Origin of the sequence: Xanthomonas euroxanthea, assembly GCF_900476395.1 — a bacterium.
Classification (GTDB): domain Bacteria; phylum Pseudomonadota; class Gammaproteobacteria; order Xanthomonadales; family Xanthomonadaceae; genus Xanthomonas; species Xanthomonas euroxanthea.
In genome coordinates this window covers 735,499-754,367 of record NZ_UIHB01000001.1, presented here as the reverse complement: position 1 = coordinate 754,367, position 18,869 = coordinate 735,499, and the positions used below count along the sequence as shown (strand labels likewise).

At 65.2% G+C, this 18,869-nt stretch carries 17 protein-coding genes; 10 read left to right on the top strand and 7 right to left on the bottom strand.

Annotated elements, in window-relative coordinates:
* The first annotated feature begins 106 nt into the window (after window positions 1-106).
* The 3 genes from CPBF1521_RS03270 (at window position 107) to CPBF1521_RS03260 (ending at window position 2,369) form a co-directional block, all read left to right on the top strand.
* Window positions 107-730 carry a YiiX/YebB-like N1pC/P60 family cysteine hydrolase gene (locus CPBF1521_RS03270; protein WP_115675949.1) on the top strand — a complete coding sequence of 208 codons (624 nt, stop codon included), beginning with the start codon at window positions 107-109 and terminating at the stop codon, window positions 728-730.
* The gene (locus CPBF1521_RS03265; RefSeq protein ID WP_115675948.1) at window positions 730-1,725 is read left to right on the top strand and encodes an alpha/beta hydrolase; all 996 of its coding nucleotides are present in this window, start codon (window positions 730-732) and stop codon (window positions 1,723-1,725) included. Before CPBF1521_RS03270 ends, CPBF1521_RS03265 begins: the two co-directional genes overlap by 1 nt.
* A 182-nt stretch (window positions 1,726-1,907) precedes the next feature.
* Window positions 1,908-2,369, top strand: coding sequence for a DUF4126 family protein (locus CPBF1521_RS03260; RefSeq protein WP_115675946.1), 462 nt, complete (start codon window positions 1,908-1,910; stop codon window positions 2,367-2,369).
* Between the two features lie 143 nt (window positions 2,370-2,512).
* On the opposite strand, the gene CPBF1521_RS03255 is transcribed toward CPBF1521_RS03260, so the two are convergent.
* The 5 genes from CPBF1521_RS03255 to CPBF1521_RS03235 form a co-directional block, all read right to left on the bottom strand.
* Window positions 2,513-2,908 (bottom strand): VOC family protein, encoded by a 396-nt coding sequence (locus CPBF1521_RS03255; protein ID WP_115675944.1) that lies wholly within the window; start codon window positions 2,906-2,908, stop codon window positions 2,513-2,515.
* Window positions 2,909-2,999: 91 nt separating this feature from the next.
* Window positions 3,000-3,974: a glutathione S-transferase family protein gene (locus tag CPBF1521_RS03250; RefSeq protein WP_115675942.1), complete on the bottom strand. Its 975-nt coding sequence runs from the start codon at window positions 3,972-3,974 to the stop codon at window positions 3,000-3,002.
* A 175-nt stretch (window positions 3,975-4,149) separates the two neighbouring features.
* On the bottom strand, window positions 4,150-4,929 hold the full coding sequence (locus tag CPBF1521_RS03245) for an SPFH domain-containing protein (protein ID WP_115675940.1): 780 nt from the start codon (window positions 4,927-4,929) through the stop codon (window positions 4,150-4,152).
* 191 nt (window positions 4,930-5,120) lie between these two features.
* Window positions 5,121-6,017, bottom strand: coding sequence for an XVIPCD domain-containing protein (locus CPBF1521_RS03240; protein ID WP_370659369.1), 897 nt, complete (start codon window positions 6,015-6,017; stop codon window positions 5,121-5,123).
* Window positions 6,018-6,110: 93 nt separating this feature from the next.
* Window positions 6,111-6,755, bottom strand: coding sequence for a hypothetical protein (locus CPBF1521_RS03235; RefSeq protein WP_147295418.1), 645 nt, complete (start codon window positions 6,753-6,755; stop codon window positions 6,111-6,113).
* A gap of 391 nt (window positions 6,756-7,146) precedes the next feature.
* Here CPBF1521_RS03235 and CPBF1521_RS03230 point away from each other — a divergent pair, with 391 nt between their 5' ends.
* From CPBF1521_RS03230 to CPBF1521_RS03200, 7 genes are all read left to right on the top strand, one after another.
* Complete coding sequence (locus tag CPBF1521_RS03230; protein WP_115675934.1) at window positions 7,147-8,733, top strand: SDR family NAD(P)-dependent oxidoreductase; 1,587 nt, start codon at window positions 7,147-7,149, stop codon at window positions 8,731-8,733.
* A 192-nt stretch (window positions 8,734-8,925) separates the two neighbouring features.
* Entirely contained in the window at window positions 8,926-9,951 is a 1,026-nt protein-coding gene (locus CPBF1521_RS03225; RefSeq protein ID WP_115675932.1) for an alpha/beta hydrolase, read from the top strand.
* A gap of 286 nt (window positions 9,952-10,237) precedes the next feature.
* Entirely contained in the window at window positions 10,238-10,864 is a 627-nt protein-coding gene (locus CPBF1521_RS03220) for a GntR family transcriptional regulator (protein WP_181901089.1), read from the top strand.
* 395 nt (window positions 10,865-11,259) lie between these two features.
* Window positions 11,260-11,400, top strand: coding sequence for a lasso peptide xanthomonin 1 (locus tag CPBF1521_RS03215; RefSeq protein ID WP_115675928.1), 141 nt, complete (start codon window positions 11,260-11,262; stop codon window positions 11,398-11,400).
* Between the two features lie 48 nt (window positions 11,401-11,448).
* Window positions 11,449-11,595 carry a benenodin family lasso peptide gene (locus tag CPBF1521_RS03210; RefSeq protein WP_104573314.1) on the top strand — a complete coding sequence of 49 codons (147 nt, stop codon included), beginning with the start codon at window positions 11,449-11,451 and terminating at the stop codon, window positions 11,593-11,595.
* A 110-nt stretch (window positions 11,596-11,705) separates the two neighbouring features.
* The gene (locus CPBF1521_RS03205; protein WP_115676501.1) at window positions 11,706-12,380 is read left to right on the top strand and encodes a lasso peptide biosynthesis B2 protein; all 675 of its coding nucleotides are present in this window, start codon (window positions 11,706-11,708) and stop codon (window positions 12,378-12,380) included.
* Window positions 12,380-14,113, top strand: coding sequence for a lasso peptide isopeptide bond-forming cyclase (locus CPBF1521_RS03200; protein ID WP_115675926.1), 1,734 nt, complete (start codon window positions 12,380-12,382; stop codon window positions 14,111-14,113). The genes CPBF1521_RS03205 and CPBF1521_RS03200 overlap by 1 nt, the downstream gene beginning before the upstream one ends.
* A gap of 70 nt (window positions 14,114-14,183) precedes the next feature.
* On the opposite strand, the gene CPBF1521_RS03195 is transcribed toward CPBF1521_RS03200, so the two are convergent.
* Together CPBF1521_RS03195 and CPBF1521_RS03190 are read right to left on the bottom strand one after the other, a co-directional pair.
* A complete protein-coding gene (locus tag CPBF1521_RS03195; protein ID WP_235858392.1) occupies window positions 14,184-16,265 on the bottom strand; it encodes an Atxe2 family lasso peptide isopeptidase in 2,082 nt (693 codons plus the stop codon).
* 68 nt (window positions 16,266-16,333) lie between these two features.
* Window positions 16,334-18,781 (bottom strand): TonB-dependent receptor plug domain-containing protein, encoded by a 2,448-nt coding sequence (locus CPBF1521_RS03190; protein ID WP_115675923.1) that lies wholly within the window; start codon window positions 18,779-18,781, stop codon window positions 16,334-16,336.
* Between the last annotated feature and the right edge of the window lie 88 nt (window positions 18,782-18,869).

Here is an 18,869-nt window from a genome sequence, read left to right as displayed (position 1 = left end):
GGCGACGCCCGCTGGCCACCGCATTCTACAGAGCGCATCGCGCACCAGCCGCCCGCCGTCGTTCCTGGCGATAATGGGCGCCCTTTGCATCACCTGCCGGCCTCTCATGCGCATCCTCCTCCTGCTCGCCGTGCTCGCACTGGCACTGCTGCCCGCAACGTCCATCGCAGTCCAGCTCCAGGACGGCGACCTGTTGTTCGTCACCGCCGCCCGCACCGGCCTGAGCGGCGCCATCGACGATGCCACCGCCAAACAGGACGCACCCAGCTTCGATCACGTGGCGCTACTCGCCCATGACGGCACGGAACAGGTGCTGCTGCATGCAGACGAACAAGGCTCGCGGCAGCAGCCCCTGCAGGCATTCGTCGAAGACGCCAATACCAGGCACCGGCAGATCCATGTGTACCGGCTGACGGAAGAACAGCGCGGTGCGATCCCCGGCGCCATCGCGCAGGCTCGGCGCATGCTCGGCAAGCCTTACAACCAGACCTACGTGCAGGACGACAACAGCTACTACTGCTCGGACTTCATCGAACGCGCCTTCCGCGCACAGCACGTCTTCGCACTGCAGCCGATGAACTTCAAGAACCTGCAGACCGGCAAGATCTCGCAGTACTGGACCGATTTTTACCGCAGCAAAGGCATGGAGGTACCGCAAGGGCTGCCCGGCACCAACCCCAACGATATGGCAGCGGCTCCTGTGCTGGCATATGTCGGCCGCCTGAAGTGATGCGCGCTATCGCCACACGTGGCCGGGGGACGCTGTTGAACAAATACTTGCCGGCAGGGCTGCTCGCCTTGTCACTCGCTGGCTGCATCAATGCACCACATGCACCGCAGGAACAGGCGCTGGCGCCTGCGCAACCACCGGCAGCGGCCAAAACAGCCATGGCCACCGCGCTCGCTGGGCAACGCGGCGAGGGCCAGCCGTACGAAATCGTCGACAGCCAGGTCTGGGATGTCCCGGATCCGGGCTCGGGTCGCCGCTATCAGGTGATTGTCGGCCTGCCGGCCGGCTACGCCGACCACCCGGAGCGTCGCTATCCGGTCCTTTACGTCACCGACAGCGACTATGCATTCCCTGTGGTGCGGCAGATCGCGCGCCGCTTGAACGGCGACGGGCCCGCGATCGAGGACTTCATCCTGGTCGGGCTGTCCTACGCGGTAGGTGACGCGCCGATGCCCAGCCGTCGGCGCGATTACACCCCGACACTGGAAAATGGCGGCACCGCGCCGCCCAACGCAACCCATGGCGGCAGCACGGCCTACGCGGCCTATCTTCGCGGGCAGGTGCTACCCTTCATTGCCAAGCGCTATCGAACCGACGAAGGCAGGCGCCTGTTTCTCGGGCATTCCTACGGTGGCCTGCTCGGTACCCATATCCTGCTCAGCACACCGCAGATGTTTTCCGGCTATCTGCTTGGCAGCCCTTCCTACTGGTATGGCGAGCACGCCACGGCCGCGCTGGAAAAACGCTTTGCCGCCGGACACACCGATGTGCCGGCGCGGGTCTACATGTACGTCGGCGAGTACGAGCAGGTGCGCTACAACAAGCAGTACGACATGGTGATCGACGCCAGGACCATGGTGCAGACGCTGCGCGCAAGAGGGTATCCGTCGCTGCAGCTGGAGCTGGAGGTGCTCAACGACGAGGATCACCTGAGCGTCGCGCCGCGCGGCATCACCCATGGCCTGAAGTTCCTGTTGGGCAGCAAAACCCCCTGAGCTCGATGCCCGGCGCCGTGGCGCGCCGGCAGAAGCGGTGGCGGGCGCGCGCCGCCAATGCACCGCCTGCACAACATCTTGCCAATGCCCATACATGCGCCGCCCTAGTGTCTGAACGTCCATACAGCGTGCCGCACGCAGCGCATTCCGCCTGCGCTTGGTGAGCACATGCAGAGGTATTCATGGCCTTGATTCATTCCATCCTGATGAGCGCCGTCGCCGGCATGCGCTCGATGACCCCGCTGGCCGCAGTGGCCAACGCTGCGCGCACCGGCAAGCTCCCCGCCGACAACGGCGCGCCGGCACTGCTCGCCAATCCCCTCGCATCGGCCGGCATGCTGGCGCTGGCCGGTGGTGAGCTGGCCGGCGACAAGATGAAAACCGCTCCCGACCGCATCGTGTTGCCCGGCATGATTGCCCGCATCGCCACCGGCGTCATCGTCGGCACCGCGCTGGCACCGCGCCATCAGCGCGGCGTGGCTGCCGTGCTGGGCGCGACCACCGCAGTGGCGGCCGCCTACCTTACCTTCAACGTGCGCATGCGCGCGATCGAACGCTATGGCCAGACCAGCACCGGTGTGGTCGAGGACGCGATCACGGTGGGCGCTGCGACGCTGATCATGCGCGACGCGGCAAAGCACTAGCCCAACACCCGGTGCCTGGGTCCGTCACCTGACGCAACTGCGTGCCGCGCCGCGGCGACGGTCACCCCACCGTCGCCCTGGCGCAGCAACAGCACGATGCCCGACAGCGCTGCGGCATGTCGCCGCAGCGCAGGCATCCGGGTCTAGACGGGCCGGTAGATCGCACAGAGCTTGTTGCCATCCGGGTCGCGCACGTAGGCCAGCCAGACCGCTCCCATGCGGCTCTCACGCTCGCCCGGCGGATCCTCGATGGACACCCCGCCTGCAGCCACGGCCGCGTCGTGGAAGGCCTGCACCTGCTCTGGCGAACTGCAGATGAAACCGACGGTGGCGCCGTTGCCGCTGGTCGCCGGTGCATCGTTGATCGGCTCGCTGACGGCGAAGGTGCTGCCGGCATGGCGATAGAACAGGCGCACATGGCCGGAGCCGGCAGTGTTGACCAGCGGCGCGGGAGCGCCGAAGACGCCGCCGAGCACCGCATCGTAGAACTGCCTGGATCGCGCAATATCGTTCGATCCCACCATCACATGATTCAGCACTGACCGCTCCTGTTGGTCGCCAAGGCGCACAGCTTAGTGCACGCCATGCGGCAGTGCGCCCGAGCGCTGCGCCGTGCAGCCGCCGGTTGCATCAGCCGCCACGCCCATGCGGCGCCTGCAGATCCAGCACCGGCCCCAGCGGCACGATGCCGGTGGGATTGATGGTGCCGTGACTCTGGTAGTAATGGCCTTTGATGTGCTGGAAATTCACCGTGTCTGCAATACCGGGCATCTGGTAGAGCTCGCGCAGGAATCCGGACAAGTGGGGATAGTCGGCAATCCGTCGCAGGTTGCACTTGAAGTGCCCCACATACACCGCATCGAACCGCACCAGCGTCGTAAACAGCCGCCAATCCGCCTCGGTGAGCACCTCGCCGCACAGATAGCGGTGCTCGCCCAGGCGCGCCTCCAGCCAGTCCAGTGTCTCGAAGAGCGGCACCACGGCTTCTTCGTAGGCGGCCTGCGTGGTGGCGAAGCCCGCCTTGTAGACGCCGTTGTTGACGGTGTCGTAGATACGCGTATTGAGCGCATCGATCTGCTCACGCAGCGGAGGGGGATAAAAGTCCCCTTCGGCCGCACCAACGGCATCGAAGGCGCTGTTGAACATGCGGATGATGTCGGCCGATTCGTTGCTCACCACCGTGTCGCGCTCGCGATCCCACAGCACCGGCACCGTCACCCGCCCGGAGTACTGCGGATCGGCGTTGAGATACACCTCGTACAGGCGCTTGGCGTGGTGAACCGGATCGGCGATCACGCCCGGGCCAGGATCAAACGTCCAGCCCTGGTCGCGCATCAACCAGTTCACCACCGACACGTCGATCATCGCCTCCAGCCCTTTCAGGCGCCGGAAGATCAGCGTGCGATGCGCCCACGGGCAGGCCAGCGAGACGTACAGGTGATAGCGGCCGGGAGCAGCCTGAAAGCCGCCCTTCCCGTGCGGGCCAGGCCTGCCATCGCGCGTCACCCAATTGCGGAACTGCGATTGCGAGCGTTCGAAACGCCCGCCGCTCTTGTCGGTGTCGTACCAACTGTCCTGCCACTTGCCGTCGACCAACAGGCCCATGCCGCGTTCTCCCGCTACACCAGTAGGCCGCAACCCTAGCCCAGCCGATTTGGAGAGTGCGTGAGTGGGCCTGCTGGCATGAGCAACCGCGACCAGCCATCTGCGCTGCAAGACCGGAGATCAACGACTGCAAGGCAATCGCGGCCCCTGCACCGCATGCGGCCGGCAACGCGCGCTATCTGGCAATCACCGACGTGCCGGACGGCACCATGTAGCAGGCCTGCGCTTTCTTGCACGCCTCTGCATTGAGTTCGGCGATCTGGCTGGCCAGATATTGTTCCGGGGTCAGCCCCATGCGATTGCGGTACGCATTGTCGGCATCGGCCCTGGCGACCTGCTCCTGTTCACGCTGCCGCTCGGCCGTGGTGGCCTCGACGAGCGTTTTGACCCGCTGCTGCTGGGCAGCGGTCAGGTTCATCTGCTGCAGGACATCCGGGTTGGGACGCGCGCGGCCCAAGGTGATGTTCTGGATCTCGATCGGCAGCTGCTGCTCCTTGACGAGGGCGCGAACGTTCTGCGTCACCGAATCATCGATTTTTCTGGCGGTATCGGGATCGCTCATCATCTTGGTCATGTCATAGCGCTTGACCTGGTCGCGCACGATGGATGCGTATTGGCTGGCGACATTGTTCTTGAACCAATCCTGCCCGAAGCCGGACAACAACACTGCGGGTGCGGTGATCCGGTACTGAATCTGCGTGGAGAAATCCAGCAGGATATTGTCACTGGACGAAAAGTCGTCGAAGGCCACCTGCACGGTCTGCGGCGTCACATCCACATAGGTGGCGGATGTGGTCAGCCACGCATACGTCCGACCCGGGTCACGCACGTCGTCCAGGCGGATTCCGCCTTTACCGAACAGCATCGGTTTATCCACCAACACCGCTTTCTGGCCCGGGTCGGGCGATACCACCGTACACGCACACAGCAAGCCGGCCAACCCACTGGCAAGCATGGAAGTCTTCATCGATGTCCCCTGAATGTCCGGGCGCCTATCCGCCCGGTGGGTGAAAGACTACCCAATCGTCCAGGCGATCACATCCCTGCGTTCGGCATGGGATCTGCTCAAAGAGCAGATCCCCGTAACCGGCTCACCCTCACGCCGTTCCATCAATCGCGGCGGCCGCCTTGCCAGAAGAACCCGTCTCACGTCATCCGGTGCTGCGGTGCCATCGCTTGCTCCCGCAGTTGCTCCTGCTGCTGTAACTGCTGCTGCGTTTCGCCCAAGGACTGCAGCTGCGCCAAGGAGTAGGCGACGGGCTGCGCGATCGCATCACCGGTTCTCATGTGCGCCATCTTGTGCGCTGGATCGTTCAAAGCTCCCTCCACAACAAACACGTTCTCGCCTTGCCGCGCTGTAGCCGTGTTTTCGCTCAATACAACATGATCGATCCGTGACAGCCCATGCTCCCTGGCCAAGGACGCGGAGCTGGCCGCCAGGCGTGAGCTATTTTCGTCGTACTCCCTGCCAAGCCCTTGCTCAAGGCGGCGCACTGCCTCCTCGGCCTGGCGATGCAGCGGGTCTATCGGCGTGCCATCAGCAACCAGGCGACCGGTATCGACCCGTGTCTGGTTATCGGACAAGATGAGTTGCCACAGATCCCGCTCAGGCTTGGGGTGTCGCACCTCCCCGTTCAACTCACTCTCCGGAAAAGGCGCCTTGAGATTCTGAATTTCAGGCTCGTTATGCAGTACCTTCGGCTCGCCTTCATAGCCTTTGATGCCTCCGAGAACGGTCTGGCGATAAAGGCCAGCATGATTCAATGCGGCCCAGCTGAAGTCGACACACGAGTTGGAAAACGTGTCGTATCTCATGTCGAAGCCGTGCTTTGCAGGGTCGGCTGCAAACTCTCGGATTCTGTCGTACTGATCCTTGCTGATTTCCATCGTTCTTGCGTACTGAGGGTCCCTGTAATTTTCTACATCTTTTCCGGACACTTCCCCCGGGATGTCATCCGAATCACTCCGCTGCGCTCTGGGCCTTGCGCTTGGTGCAAAGCCGAAGCTTTCATGGACATCGCCGTGGGAGGTTCCCAGATACATGTGTCCGGTGAAGGATGTTCCCCCTTCTTTCAGCGGCGTACCGGGGGATGCAAGATAAATTGTGAGAAGGTAAGGGTCTTCCTTGGCCATGACTTATTTCCCTTTATTGAAGTAAGCAACAATCAGCTCAACATTTTTTTCATTCAAATCCGGCCGGTCACCGCGGAGCTCAACAACAAGGCGATATCTCCCGGGCACAGCCCTTTGCACCTGGGCCAGACTGAGCACGCCATACACCGAGCGCTGGTCGAGAAGTCCGGCATCCTTGAGCATTGCACTGTCTACGCTGGTCGATGTGGTAGCAGACACTTCACCACTTTCGGCAACGGGAAGTCGATGGCTCAAGTCCTTGCTTATACGCGTCAGTGCAATCTGCACAGGGGCTGCGCCATCCACGCGCGTCAGATGCAATCTCGCATGGAACTCTCCATGGTTGATCGAATCCTTGATCTTGTACATGGAAGTCGCATCCGCCGCCCACACGCGCAGGCCCAGCATCAAATCAGCAGATGCACCAGGGCGAGGCGGCGGAAGATCAAACTCCAGATCCGCGATCGTGCCGGCCTTGTCCAGGGCAACGGGGCGCGTTAGTGGGACCACAGTTCGCTTCGCGGCCGCTTCGCGGCTGATCGGGGGCGCCGGATTCGACTGCTCTGGAGCAGCACCGCACGCAGCCAATCCCGTCATCGCCGCGACAAGGGCTAACCGACGAAAATACTGAAGCGCAAATGCTGGCATGGCGGGTCCTTCCTGTCTGGACGTGGTGTGGGTCTCCCACAGAACCATGTTGCCGGCCCCATGTACGGCCGATTCTAAAGGGTGCCAGCGCGCTGATGAGGGAAACCAGGCACCCGCATGCGGCATCAGTACACCTGGTTGGCAGCAACAGCCGGCCCCTGCACCTTCGGGGCTATCGTAGCCACCAGTTGCGCGGGCGTCGCGGCGGCAACTCGGCCCCTACACCCCCATCGATTGGCGCCACGGCCCCACAATCGGCGAAAATGCCTGCGCTGCGGCCGATCGCTTGCCCCCAGCCGGCAGCCTGCCGCCGTTCTTGCCGGCCCCTTCCCGCCTTCTGGCAGCCGGCCGCCCCCGCCACGCCCCTGTACCGCTTCTTTCCGGATCCATCTTGAACACCAACGTCCCGCCCGTGCCCGCCGACGACCTGCCCCTGACCGACCGCCTGCGCGCGGCGCTGGACCTACTGGAGGCCATCGAGGCCGACCGCAGCGTGCTCGACACCCTGCCCGAGGCCGACCGCGTGCGCCTGCACCAGGTGGTGGCCCGGGTCTATCACCCCGAGCCCAAGGCGCGGCGGCAGCTGCTCAAGCAGCGCGAGCGCGAGCGGCACCAGGAGAAGGTGCGCAAGGCCGAGGCGCTGCTGGAGCAGCGCGGCATCCGCGCACTGCGGCGCAAACCGGTATTCAGCACGCCGAACTTCTTCCCGCCGCATGCCGCCGGCCTGCACGATGCGCACAACGGCGAAAACGCCACCGCCGCACCGGAGCCCACGCATTCGCCGGAGTTGCGCCACTGCTACGTGTGCAAGCAGAAGTTCACCCAGCTGCATCACTTCTACGACCAGATGTGCCCGACCTGCGCCGAGCTGAACTACTTCAAGCGCACCGAAACCGCCGACCTGCGCGGACGCGTGGCGCTGCTGACCGGCGGCCGGGTCAAGATCGGCTACCAGGCCGGCCTGAAACTGCTGCGCGCCGGTGCGGAACTGATCGTGACCACGCGTTTCCCGCGCGATTCGGCCGCCCGCTATGCGCAGGAGCCGGACTTCAACGAGTGGGGCCATCGCCTGCAGGTGTTCGGCCTGGATCTGCGCCACACCCCCAGCGTGGAAGCGTTCTGCAGCCAGCTGCTGGCCACCCGCGACAGGCTGGACTTCATCATCAACAATGCCTGCCAGACCGTGCGCCGCCCGCCGCAGTTCTACGCGCACATGATGGCCGGCGAAACCGCCGCGCTGCATGAGTTGCCGGACACCGTGCGCAACCTGGTCGGCCATTACGAAGGCCTGCGCACGCCCGAACCACTGCGCGATGCCTCGGCGATGGCGCTGCCGGCGGTGCATGGCCGCGGCCTGGACGGCGCCGACGGCCTCACCCGCGCCGCCGAGCTGTCGCAGGTGGCGTTGCTGGACGACGAACTGGTTGGCCAGCAGCACCTGTTCCCGGAAGGACGGCTGGACCAGGACCTGCAGCAGGTGGACCTGCGCGGGCGCAACTCCTGGCGCCTGCTGATGGACGAAGTGCCCTCGGTGGAGCTGCTGGAAACCCAACTGGTCAATGCCATCGCGCCCTTCATCATCAACGCGCGGCTGAAGCCGCTGATGCTGCGCACGCCCGAGCGCGACAAGCACATCGTCAACGTCTCGGCGATGGAAGGGCAGTTCTACCGCAACTTCAAGACCACCCGGCATCCGCATACCAACATGGCCAAGGCCGCGTTGAACATGATGACGCGCACCTCGGCGGCCGATTACCAGAACGACGGCATCCACATGAACAGCGTCGACACCGGCTGGGTCACCGACGAGGATCCGGCCGACATCGCCGCGCTCAAGGTCCAGCAGGAACGCTTTCACCCGCCGCTGGACATCGTCGACGGCGCCGCCCGCATCGTCGACCCGATCATCCACGGCGCCAACACCGGCGAGCATGTGTGGGGGCAGTTCCTCAAGGACTATGCGCCCACCGATTGGTGAGCGCTGCCTGCAGCCGGGGCTTCGCGTGATGCCGCCAGCGGCACGAAGCGCGCGCCGCTGCGATCATGCAACAGCAATCGCAACCGGCGCCCGCCGCAGATGTTGCGGCCATGTGCATAACGGCCGAGCTCCCTTTTCGCCCCATTGACTGTGCTACCGCTAGCGTCAGGGTCAACCAACCGAGACGCACACATGACAGAGCACGGCAAGCCCAACCCGATCATCGACACCCTTTCCAACGTCATCGGCGCCATCCGTGCCGACGACGACATGCACGACCTGGCCCAGGCCCACGATGCGCTCGAACCCAAGGCCATCGAAAAGCTCACGCCGGCCGAAGCCCGGCAGCAGCCAACCATCGCCGATGCGGTCAAGAAGCTGCTGCAGGACCAGGGCAAGACCGCCGATCCCGAGGTGCTGGTACCCGGCGTCAAGCGCACCTCCCACACGCTGGAAACGCCTGCCGGCAATCTTCCTGCCTTCGTCTACACCCCGCAGGGCGGCACCGCACTGCCGGTCATCGTCTATTTCCACGGTGGTGGCTGGGTGATCGCCAATGCCGAGGTCTATGACGGCGGCGCGCGCGGGCTGGCCAAGGAAACCGGCGCCATTGTGGTCTCGGTCGACTATCGCCAGGCGCCCGAACACAAGTTCCCCGCCGCCTGGGACGACGCACTCGCCGCCTACGAATGGGTGCTGGCAAACGCGGCCAGCATCGGCGGCAATCCGCAGCGCGTTGCCCTTGCAGGCGAAAGCGCCGGCGGCAACCTGGCCATCGCCACGGCAGTGGCCGCACGTGACAAGGGGCTGCAGGCACCGACGCATATCCTGGCGGTGTACCCGGTTGGCCAGACCGGCAGCCTGCACACCGAGTCCTACATCGAAAACGCCATCGCCAAGCCCTTGAACAAGGCCATGATCGAGTGGTTCGTGGGGCACCTGATCCGTAGCGACGCGGACAAGGCAGATACGCGCCTGGACCTGGTCAACGCCAACCTGCGCGGCCTGGCACCGGTGACGATCATCAACGCCACCATCGACCCGCTGCGCAGCGACGGCGCCAAGCTGGAAGACGCCCTCAAGGAGGCCAACGTGCCGGTCGAGCGTGAGGTCTACACCGGCGTGACGCACGAGTTCTTCGGTTGTGCGGCAGTCGTTGCCAAGGCAAAGGCTGCGCAGGAGTATGCGGGCAAGCGGCTGCGTGAGTCGTTTCGCTAAGCAAGCCACGGCGTGTGGCACGCCGGTCGTGCCACGCGACAGCAGGAACAGATAATGTTCAAACGAGGGCCGCCCTGGCAAACCAGGCGGCCCTCTTTTAGTGGCCTCAGTTTGGGCGTTATAAAAACTCTTACTGTCGGGGCAGCGTATTGGCTCGCAGCCTGCCTCGTACGCGGCACGATGTGACAAGCCCGGGACCAAAAGGACTACCGCAGCAACTCCTGCCGCAGCCATTGCATGTACGATCCAGCCAGGGGAGGCGTCGCGGTCAGACAAGGAGTTCGTCATGAGTGAAATCCACTCCAAACGTGCAGTTGCCTATGCGCAGGTCAGGCGCGCACTGCAGTCCGGGCGGTATCCGCCCGGTCAGCGCATCGACCCGGCAAAGCTGGCCACCGAGTTGAAGATCAGCTCCACGCCAGTTCGCTTTGCGCTGTATCGCCTGGTCGGCGAAGGCCTGCTCATCGATCACGCACGCTATGGCTTTCAGGTGCCGCTGCTCACCGAGGTCGCGTTGCGGGATCTGTACGACTGGATGGAGCGCCTGTTGCGGATGGCCTGCGATATGGGCGTTGCATTGGTGCCGCATGCCACTGGCGAGCCGGAATCCACCAGTGCAGCGACAGACGTGGTCAAGCAGACCTGGAAGCTCTTCGACGCCATCGCCCGTGCCACCGCGCACTGGTCGCTGCACCACGCGGTCAGGCAGACCAATGACAGGTTGGCCCCAGTGCGACGTGCCAAACACGGCCTGCTCGACGGGCTTGAAGAAGAACTGGCAGAGCTCACGCTGCACTGGCAGCAGCGCGACCTTGCGGCGCTGCAAACAGCGTTGCATGCCTATCACGTACGCCGCATCCAGGCCGTGCCGCGCATCGTGGCGATCATGCATGAGCGCAGCCGTCAGGTTTGACAGCGCGGCCACGCTGCTGCCAGTGCAGCGTGACCCTGCGGCGCTAAGTGCTGCGCTGCATGCCTACATGCGCGTCGCATCCAGGCCGTGCCGCGCATCGTGGCGATCATGCATGAGCGCGGCCGTCAGGTTTGACAGCGCGGCACTGACTGTCGCCAGCGCTACGCCTCGCAAGATCCACATTCTGTGCTGGCGCACCGCCGGCAGCGTGCGCCTGATGTGGCATGAATGGCGCGATGCGACACCACTGGCCAGGCTTGCACGGTCATCTTCGATGGCGGTCACACAGTGCATTTAATCATGACGGTGTTACGACTTAATCATTTGAAAATCAATACACACGTTCTCTAACGTGTCTGCGTCATGGATCCCCATGGCACAACCAGGAGACAGCGATGAACATCAATGACACCACCCACAGCGATGCATCCAGCGAGATCACGGTGCTTGGCATTGCCAGCACCGACACCAAGGGCGGCCCGCTCGCTGGCGAAGAAATCGGCGGTTTCAATGTGCCTGGCATTTCCGAAGAGTGAACCCGAGGCGTGCCTGAGCGCACGCCTCTTCCACCAGGAGTAGAGACCATGGATACCAGCAACAACGACGCGCATACCACGACGTCTGGCCAGGATCTCATCGTGCTTGGCATCGCAAGCCTGGACACACAAGGCGGGCCATTGGCAGGCGAAGAAATGGGCGGCATCACCACGCTGGGCATCAGCCAAGACTAGGCACTGCCAACGCGCGGCAGTCGCCACTCGGCCGTACATGCCGGCGGGCAACTTCCCAGGCCACGGGGCGCACTGCAACGGTGCGCCCCTTCTCTCTCAAGGACAGCGCCATGCAACGCTACACATTGCGCGACGACCTAGCGTTCTGCCGCATTGGCGAGCGCCTGGTGTTCCTGGATGTCGGTAACGACCGCTACTTCCGTCTGCCCGAGGCACTGGAGCACTCCCTGCTCACCTATCTGGCGCAAGACCCGGTGTCAGACCTGGAGATCAACGACCTTGTCGAACGGGGACTGCTGGTGGAACGGTCGCAAGCGACCGTAGGCCCGCAGCCTTCCGTCATACCTGTTGCGCGTAGCGCGATGGAAATGCCCGTGCCGGCGCGACGACCACAGCTGCTTGAAAAACTCGAAGTGCTGGCACTTGTGCTGTCCACGCGCCTGGCATTGAAGCGCAACCCGCTTGGCAGGGTCCTTGGCAGCCTCTCCGCTGGAGCACAGCGTCGGGGGATGCAGCAACGCCCGCTCGCCGAACTCGAGCAACGGCTCACCGATGCGGCATCCGTCTTCCGGCGCGCACGAGTGTGGGTGCCGGTCGAGATGCGCTGCCTGCTCGATTCAGTCGCACTGGCAAGATTCCTGCGTCGGCGCCAGCTCGACGCCCAGGTTGTCTTCGGCGTCGCACTCGATCCGTTTTCGGCCCATTGCTGGGTCCAGACAGGCGATCTCGTCCTGAACGACACGGTCGGCAACGTCCACGCGCATACCCCCATCCGGGTGGTGTGATGTACCGCTACATCGCCTTGTTCAACCATGCGCAGGCACACCGCGATGGCGACCGCGCCGCTGCCGATGCGTCGTTGCGACAGATCGGGTTACAGCTACGGCAACGCGCTGGGCACATCGACCTGTATGCATCAGACGACACGCCCGTGCTCGACCTGCCTGGTGGCGGCGCACTGATCGGCCATGTCTTTTCGCAGCGCAACAATGCCCCCTTGCTGGACGGCGCATCGCTGCATGCGTTGTCCGCAGCACAGCGGACGCGGCACCTGATCGAGACGCACTGGGGCGAGTACCTGCTGTTGCATGCACCGCACGCGGACCCGAGCGCCATCACCGTCATGCGCGAGCCTTCCGGCGGCGTGGCATGCGTTTACGCGCTACAGCATGGCTTCATCACTTCAGATATCTCGATCGCCACGCATGCGGGTGTGTACACGCGTGAGATCGACTGGGACGCCATCGCCCATCATCTGCACTACCCACACCTCAAGACCGAGCGCACAGGGCTTGTCGGCGTACGCGAATTGCTGCCGGGCAGCCAGCTATGTCTGCAGCCCAACCGCAGCAGTGTCGAACACGTCTGGAACCCCTGGGATTTCGTCGCTGCCTCTCGGCGCCGGCACGACCCACTCGACGCACAGGCGCAGGTGCGTCAGGCGGTGGCCTCCAGCGTCACCTGTTGGGCGCGGACCGATGCGTCCGTGCTGCTGGAACTCTCTGGCGGCCTGGACTCTTCCATCCTCGCCGCGTGCCTGAAAGACACCACCGCGCGCGTGGCGTGCTGCAATCTGGTCACGCCGGTGCCTGGCGCCGACGAGCGGCACTATGCCCGGCAGATGAGCGATCTGTTGGGCACTGAGCTGATCGTGCGCACGCTGGGGTTTGACGCTGCACCGGTCGATTTCGCACCGCCGGCACACGCGGTCGCGCCCAGTACCTGGTTTCTGCAGCATGCCTCCAATGCGCTGAAAGAAGCGATCGGCACGCAGCTGGCCATCACCAGTTTCTTTTCCGGCGGCGGTGGCGACACCGTGTTCTGCAACACCAGAACCGCCGCACCCGCCGCAGATGCCTTCCGTGCAGGCGGCCTGCGCGCCGGCGTCAGCGCAGTCCATGCGCTTGCCGAACTGCACCAGTGCACGCTCTGGAAAGCAGGCAGGTTGACGATCAGGAAACTCCGCGCCAAGGCCGGACCGCCGCGCACGCCGGAGCGATCGTTCCTGCCAGGCACGCAGGCTGCGGTTCCATTGCAATCGCATCCCTGGTTCGATGCCCCACCCGACAGCCTGCCCGGCGACCGCGAACGTATCTTTGATCTTGCCGGCACCCAGGTGTTCCGCGATGGACTGGCGCGCAGTGCGTCGTGGCACCTGCGCATGCCGCTGCTGTCGCAACCGGTGGTGGAAGCCTGCCTGACAGTGCCGAGCTGGATGTGGATCGCTGGCGGCCGCAATCGCGCCGTGGCACGCGATGCGTTTGCGGATGTGCTGCCTGCACAGATCCTGCACCGCCGCAGCAAAGGCACCTTCATGAACTACTCCGGCGCGGTCTATCGTCGGGGCAGGCAGCAGATCCGCGATTATCTGCTGCAGGGTCGGCTTGCAGGCCAGGGGCTGCTGGACGCCGATGCCCTGCGCCACCATTTCGACCACACAGTGGCCGACGGCGACCACAGCGTCATGCGCATCTTCGACCTGTGTGCGGTCGAGAACTGGGTCCGTCATCAGCGCTGACATTGCCTGCGCTGCATAGATGCGTGTCGCCCGCATGCCAACGTGCCACGTGTCAGCCGCACCACGCACGCTAGTTGCCACGCGCCGGCAGTGCCGCCTTGATTGCACGCCAGCGCGCGTACTGGGCGGCCTTTTCCGGTGCAGCGTCCTGGTAGTCCTGCAACCAGAAGCGGAACCAGTCGACGTTGCGCGCATACACGGCCAACTTGTGCTGCGGCTGGAACTTCTGATGCGGCTCGTTTGCAAACACGTACAACTCGGCGCGTTGCGCACGCAGTAGGGGAATCAGGTAGTCCAGCGCGTACAGATACTCCTGCTCGGAATGCTGGAACAGGATGGGCGCGCGAATCCGCTCCAGCTTGAACGCCGGCGACAGCGCCTTCCATCGCTCGGGTGTCTGCTCCGGTGCACCCAGGCCCCACATCTCGCGCAGCCCCTTGAGGAAGGGCTCGCCCTTCATGCTGCCGAACAGGTAGTACGACGGCGACACCACCGGGTTGGCCACCGAAGCGGCAGCCAGCAGGTTCGATTCGGTCGCCGTCCACAGGGTCACCGCACCGCCGAAGCTCAGCCCGCCCATGCCCACCCGCGTGCGATCGATGCCCGCCTGCGACGACAGCAAGGCCACCGCGCTTTCCACCGCCGCCAGTCCTTCGCCGTGGCGTTCCACCGCATCCAGGGTGTAGCCGGGCAATTGATTGATGCACAGCGCTGCGATGCCAACCTGCGCCAACGCGGCCAGCGGCCACTCATCGCCCACGCCACCGCGCACGAAGCCGGGGCAGCTGTAGTAGGTGACGAACAACGGCACCTGGCCGTCGCCGTGGCCGCGTGCCGCAAAGAACTGCCCGCTGTAGTGCCGTCCGCGGGTATCGGTCCACTGCAACAGGCGCGCGGGCGTCGCGTTTGCCATGTCCACCGCCAACGCCGCATTGGGGTCGAACAGGACGCCGCGCGTGCCGCCGTCCAGCACGATGCGTTCCAGACGTGGCGGGCGGTCGGCATCGGCCGTCACACAGACCAGTGCCGTGGCCGATGCGCCACAGTGTGCCGATGGATCGCGCCCACCGTTGATCAACCCGCCGCCCTGCACCACCAGCTGCACCTGCCCGCTGGCCGGATCCCAGCGGTGGATGGATTGCGCAAGCCCCAAGGCAGGATCGGTGATGGTGAACAACACCTCCGTGCTCCCGGGGCGCCACTGGACGCCACTGATCGCCTTGCCCACGCAGGCCGCCGCCGTACAGCGCACGGCCTTGCGCGCATGTGCACCGGGCAAGACTGACAGCGCCACGTCCGGCCGGGACAGCTGCCCACTGCCGTCACCCACGCGCGACAACACCGCTACCGCACCGCCTTGTGGCGCGCGCGCAGATTTCCACACATCGCCGACCAGGCCGCGCAGCGCGCTGACGTCGGGCTCTGCGTCAGGTCGCTGCGCATCGGCGAGCACCTGTGTGGCCCCAGTCGCCAGATCCAGTGCCATCCACCGCGCCGGCACCCCGGCCAACAGCCCGGTACGATCGAACCACACCGAGCCGAAGCGCTGCGTGGCCAGGCGCCCGTCGACATTGCCCGAACGGAACAGGCCCTGCCCGAGCGGCACCGTCTCGTCGATCCGGATGCCCTGCGCATACTCGTCCTGCTCTGCCGACAGCACCTGCTCGCGTGTCGCACCGATGCGGTAACGCAGAACGCGCCCGTCCGCAGCCAGCGCGAACTCCTGCACATCCGCCGCATCGTGCGTCACCGGCTCCGCGCCGGAACCGTCCGCCGCCGCGCGCCACACCGCGATGACGCCATCGATCAACGCGCGGTAGTACAGCCAACGGCCATCCGGCGACCACAGCACCTTTGCAGGCAAGGACCCGCCAGCCGAATCGCGCAACGGCACGCCGCCATCGGCAACGCGTCTGGGTGCAGCGTCCTGCAGGCCCTGCACATACCAGACGCTGTCGTAGGTGTTGCGTTGCACCGCTGCCTGCTCGGTGCGAAAGGCCACACTGCGGCCATCCGGCGACAGCGTGGGGCTGCCGATATCCACCACCTCCAGCAAGCGCTGGGGCGATACCGTTTGGGCGTTGCACACGCACGCACCTGCCGTCATCAGCACGCCTGCAAGCAGCAGGCGCCATGGTTTGTGATTCCTCACGCACACACTCCTCTCAACAACGCTCAAGAGCCATGCCTGTACCTCGGCTGCAGCAGGCAGCCGACGCATCACCAGCGCTTGGACACCGACACGCTCACGAAGCGGCCGATCGCCGAATAGTTGGTGGAGTCGTACGGGGCCACGTACAGCGGCGAGGTCACCCGGTACAACGGCGGATTGCGATCGAAGGCGTTGTCCACCGATACCCCGAACTCCAGCCCCGCCCATGCATCGCGGCGTGCGCCGGTGGCGTAGCGCAACGCCATATCGAATGTGGTGAACGATGCCGACTCCACCCCATCGGCGCGGTTGCGCACCGCGCCGCGGTAGTTGCCGAACAGCGAGGCAGTGAGCCCGCCCTGCTTCCATACCGCACCCACGCGGCTGCTCAGCCTGGGTGGGTTGAACAGCGTGCCGGCCAGATCGAACGCCGGTTGCGCGGGCAACGTCTGCTGCGTGCTGTCCAGCCAGCTCGCCGCCCCGCGCAAGGTCAGCGTGCCGCGCGCCAACGCCACCTGGTAGCTACCGCTCAGGTCCAGACCCTCGATGTCCTGCTGCGCCACGTTGGCGTATTGCGTGTAGATGATTGCCGCTACCCGGCTCGGGTCGTAGGCGACGCCGGCAAAGTTGGAGAACCGGCTGGCGAGCGCAATCACATCGGCCTGCGCCTGCGGCGTCGGCGTACGGTCCACGAAAGGCGCGTAGATCGGATTGCGCAAGGCCTGGCTGGCATTGGCGATCGGCTGAAGCACGCGGTTGCTGTAGTCCACCCCGAACCAGGTCAGCTCCGCCTCCAGGCCATCCAGCGCATCGGGGTGCCAGGCCAGCGAGACCGAACGGGTGATGGCGCGCTCCGGCTGCAGATCCTGGTTGCCGCCATCGGCCACCAGCACCGTCGTCCCGGCGGGAAAGCCCACCCCGCCGAACGCGCCCGGCTGGAACAGCCACGCCTCCTGCGCGTAGTTGCGCTCGAACAGCGTCGGCGCCTTGAACGACTTGCCCCACGAGGCCTTGAGCGTTACATCGCTGCCAGGCGCATACAGCACACCGAACTTGGGCGTTGTCACCCCGCCAAAGCTGCTGTAGTCCTCCCCGCGCACCGCCGCGGTCAGCGTCAGTCGCTGCACACCGGGCACGCCCTGCGCCGGGTCCACCACTGGCAGGCTCACCTCCGCATAGGCAAAGCGCGCGCTTTCGCTGCCGTCGATCGTCTCCTCGCCATTGACGTGGTTGACGTTGCGGAACGTATTGCTGCGATACCCCACCCCGGCGGCAAGGCGCGCATCGCCTGCAGGCAATGCGAACAGCGGCCCTTCGGCGCCCAGCTCGTAACTACGGCTGTCGTTGCAGTAGCACAGGTCGGTCACGCTCACCGCCCCGCTGGCCAGCGCCGTTTCCTGGCGGTATTGATCGTGCTTGCTGTTGCCGTCGGTGGCGCCCAGCGTCAGCGTCCAGTCGTTGGGCAACCACACCGCAAGGCTCGGCGACAGCAGCAGGCTGGTGGTGGTCGGCGTGACCCGGCTGTTGCGGCCACTGACAGCGTAAAAGTGCAGCTGGTCGCGTTCAGTGCGTAACGCATCCAGGCGCAGCTCGGCGTTGTCGCCCAGCGCCTGGTAGGCACTCAGCAGCCCGCTGCGCAGGTCGCTGCCCGGATACAGCGTGGACGGGTCCACCAGCTGTGTGGTGTAACTGCGCTGACGGCTGTAGATGGGGTCTGCCGAGACGTCCTGGTAGGTTGCAATCACGCCACCGCTGCGCCAGGTGGTGCCGGCGGTGACGCTGTATTGCCGCGAGGTGAGCCCGCCCTGCGTTGCCCGCCCGAAGCGCGTACCGACGTTCACTCCGTCGTAGTCGCGCTTGAGGATCACGTTGCCCACGCCACCCACCGCGTCCGACCCATAGATTGCCGACGCACCGTCGGCCACGATCTCCAGCCGCTCCACTGCCTCCACCGGGATCGCGCTGAGGTCCACCGCCTGGGTGAATCCGCCATAGGCAAGCCGGCGCCCATTGAGCAGGGTGAGCGTGGCATCGGCGCCCAGGCCGCGCAGGTTGAGGCTCGCGCCACCGGTCATGTTCTGGTTCGCATTGCCGGCCCCGGCCAGATTGCCGCTCAGCACGCCGGGGTTCTGCCCACCGGAGAAGTTCTGCGGCACGCTGCGGATCACCTCGCCCAGATCGCTGAAATCCTCTTCCTGGATCCGCGCAGCGCTGATCGAAATCACCGGCGACGGAACTGCACCGCCCTTGATGCGCGTGCCGGTGACTTCGATGGACTCCAACTCGGTCGCGGCGGTTTGCGCCGGCGGTGCCGCCGCAATCGCAGGCCCCGGCGAGCCGGGCCCGGGCGGCTCGCCCGCGTTCGGTGCCACGGCTGCCGGCGTTTTCTGCGCCGCTGCCTGAGCTTCCGTCGCCACCTGCGCCGTCGCCGCCTGTGCCCCCACCACATCTGCCGCCCCGCTCGCCATGGCGAACAGGGCGATGGAAATGGCGTCGCGTAACGTACGTGTCTTCATGCTGCGTCCTTTGGCTTGCCTGGGTTGGCCCGCCGACGGCGCACTCCGGTCGGCCCGGTGCGCACCGCCAGCTGAGCAAGATGGGTCC

Excerpts from the sequence above, each read along its gene's own strand:
- CPBF1521_RS03210 (WP_104573314.1), top strand. The coding sequence starts at position 11,449 with ATGGATACCAGCAACAACGACGCGCATACCACGACGTCTGGCCAGGAT.
- CPBF1521_RS03200 (WP_115675926.1), top strand. The coding sequence starts at position 12,380 with ATGTACCGCTACATCGCCTTGTTCAACCATGCGCAGGCACACCGCGAT.
- CPBF1521_RS03250 (WP_115675942.1), bottom strand. The coding sequence starts at position 3,974 with ATGGGCCTGTTGGTCGACGGCAAGTGGCAGGACAGTTGGTACGACACC.
- CPBF1521_RS03265 (WP_115675948.1), top strand. The coding sequence starts at position 730 with ATGCGCGCTATCGCCACACGTGGCCGGGGGACGCTGTTGAACAAATAC.
- CPBF1521_RS03190 (WP_115675923.1), bottom strand. The coding sequence starts at position 18,781 with ATGAAGACACGTACGTTACGCGACGCCATTTCCATCGCCCTGTTCGCC.
- CPBF1521_RS03220 (WP_181901089.1), top strand. The coding sequence starts at position 10,238 with ATGAGTGAAATCCACTCCAAACGTGCAGTTGCCTATGCGCAGGTCAGG.
- CPBF1521_RS03215 (WP_115675928.1), top strand. The coding sequence starts at position 11,260 with ATGAACATCAATGACACCACCCACAGCGATGCATCCAGCGAGATCACG.
- CPBF1521_RS03270 (WP_115675949.1), top strand. The coding sequence starts at position 107 with ATGCGCATCCTCCTCCTGCTCGCCGTGCTCGCACTGGCACTGCTGCCC.
- CPBF1521_RS03225 (WP_115675932.1), top strand. The coding sequence starts at position 8,926 with ATGACAGAGCACGGCAAGCCCAACCCGATCATCGACACCCTTTCCAAC.
- CPBF1521_RS03240 (WP_370659369.1), bottom strand. The coding sequence starts at position 6,017 with ATGTATCTGGGAACCTCCCACGGCGATGTCCATGAAAGCTTCGGCTTT.
- CPBF1521_RS03205 (WP_115676501.1), top strand. The coding sequence starts at position 11,706 with ATGCAACGCTACACATTGCGCGACGACCTAGCGTTCTGCCGCATTGGC.
- CPBF1521_RS03235 (WP_147295418.1), bottom strand. The coding sequence starts at position 6,755 with ATGCCAGCATTTGCGCTTCAGTATTTTCGTCGGTTAGCCCTTGTCGCG.
- CPBF1521_RS03245 (WP_115675940.1), bottom strand. The coding sequence starts at position 4,929 with ATGCTTGCCAGTGGGTTGGCCGGCTTGCTGTGTGCGTGTACGGTGGTA.
- CPBF1521_RS03260 (WP_115675946.1), top strand. The coding sequence starts at position 1,908 with ATGGCCTTGATTCATTCCATCCTGATGAGCGCCGTCGCCGGCATGCGC.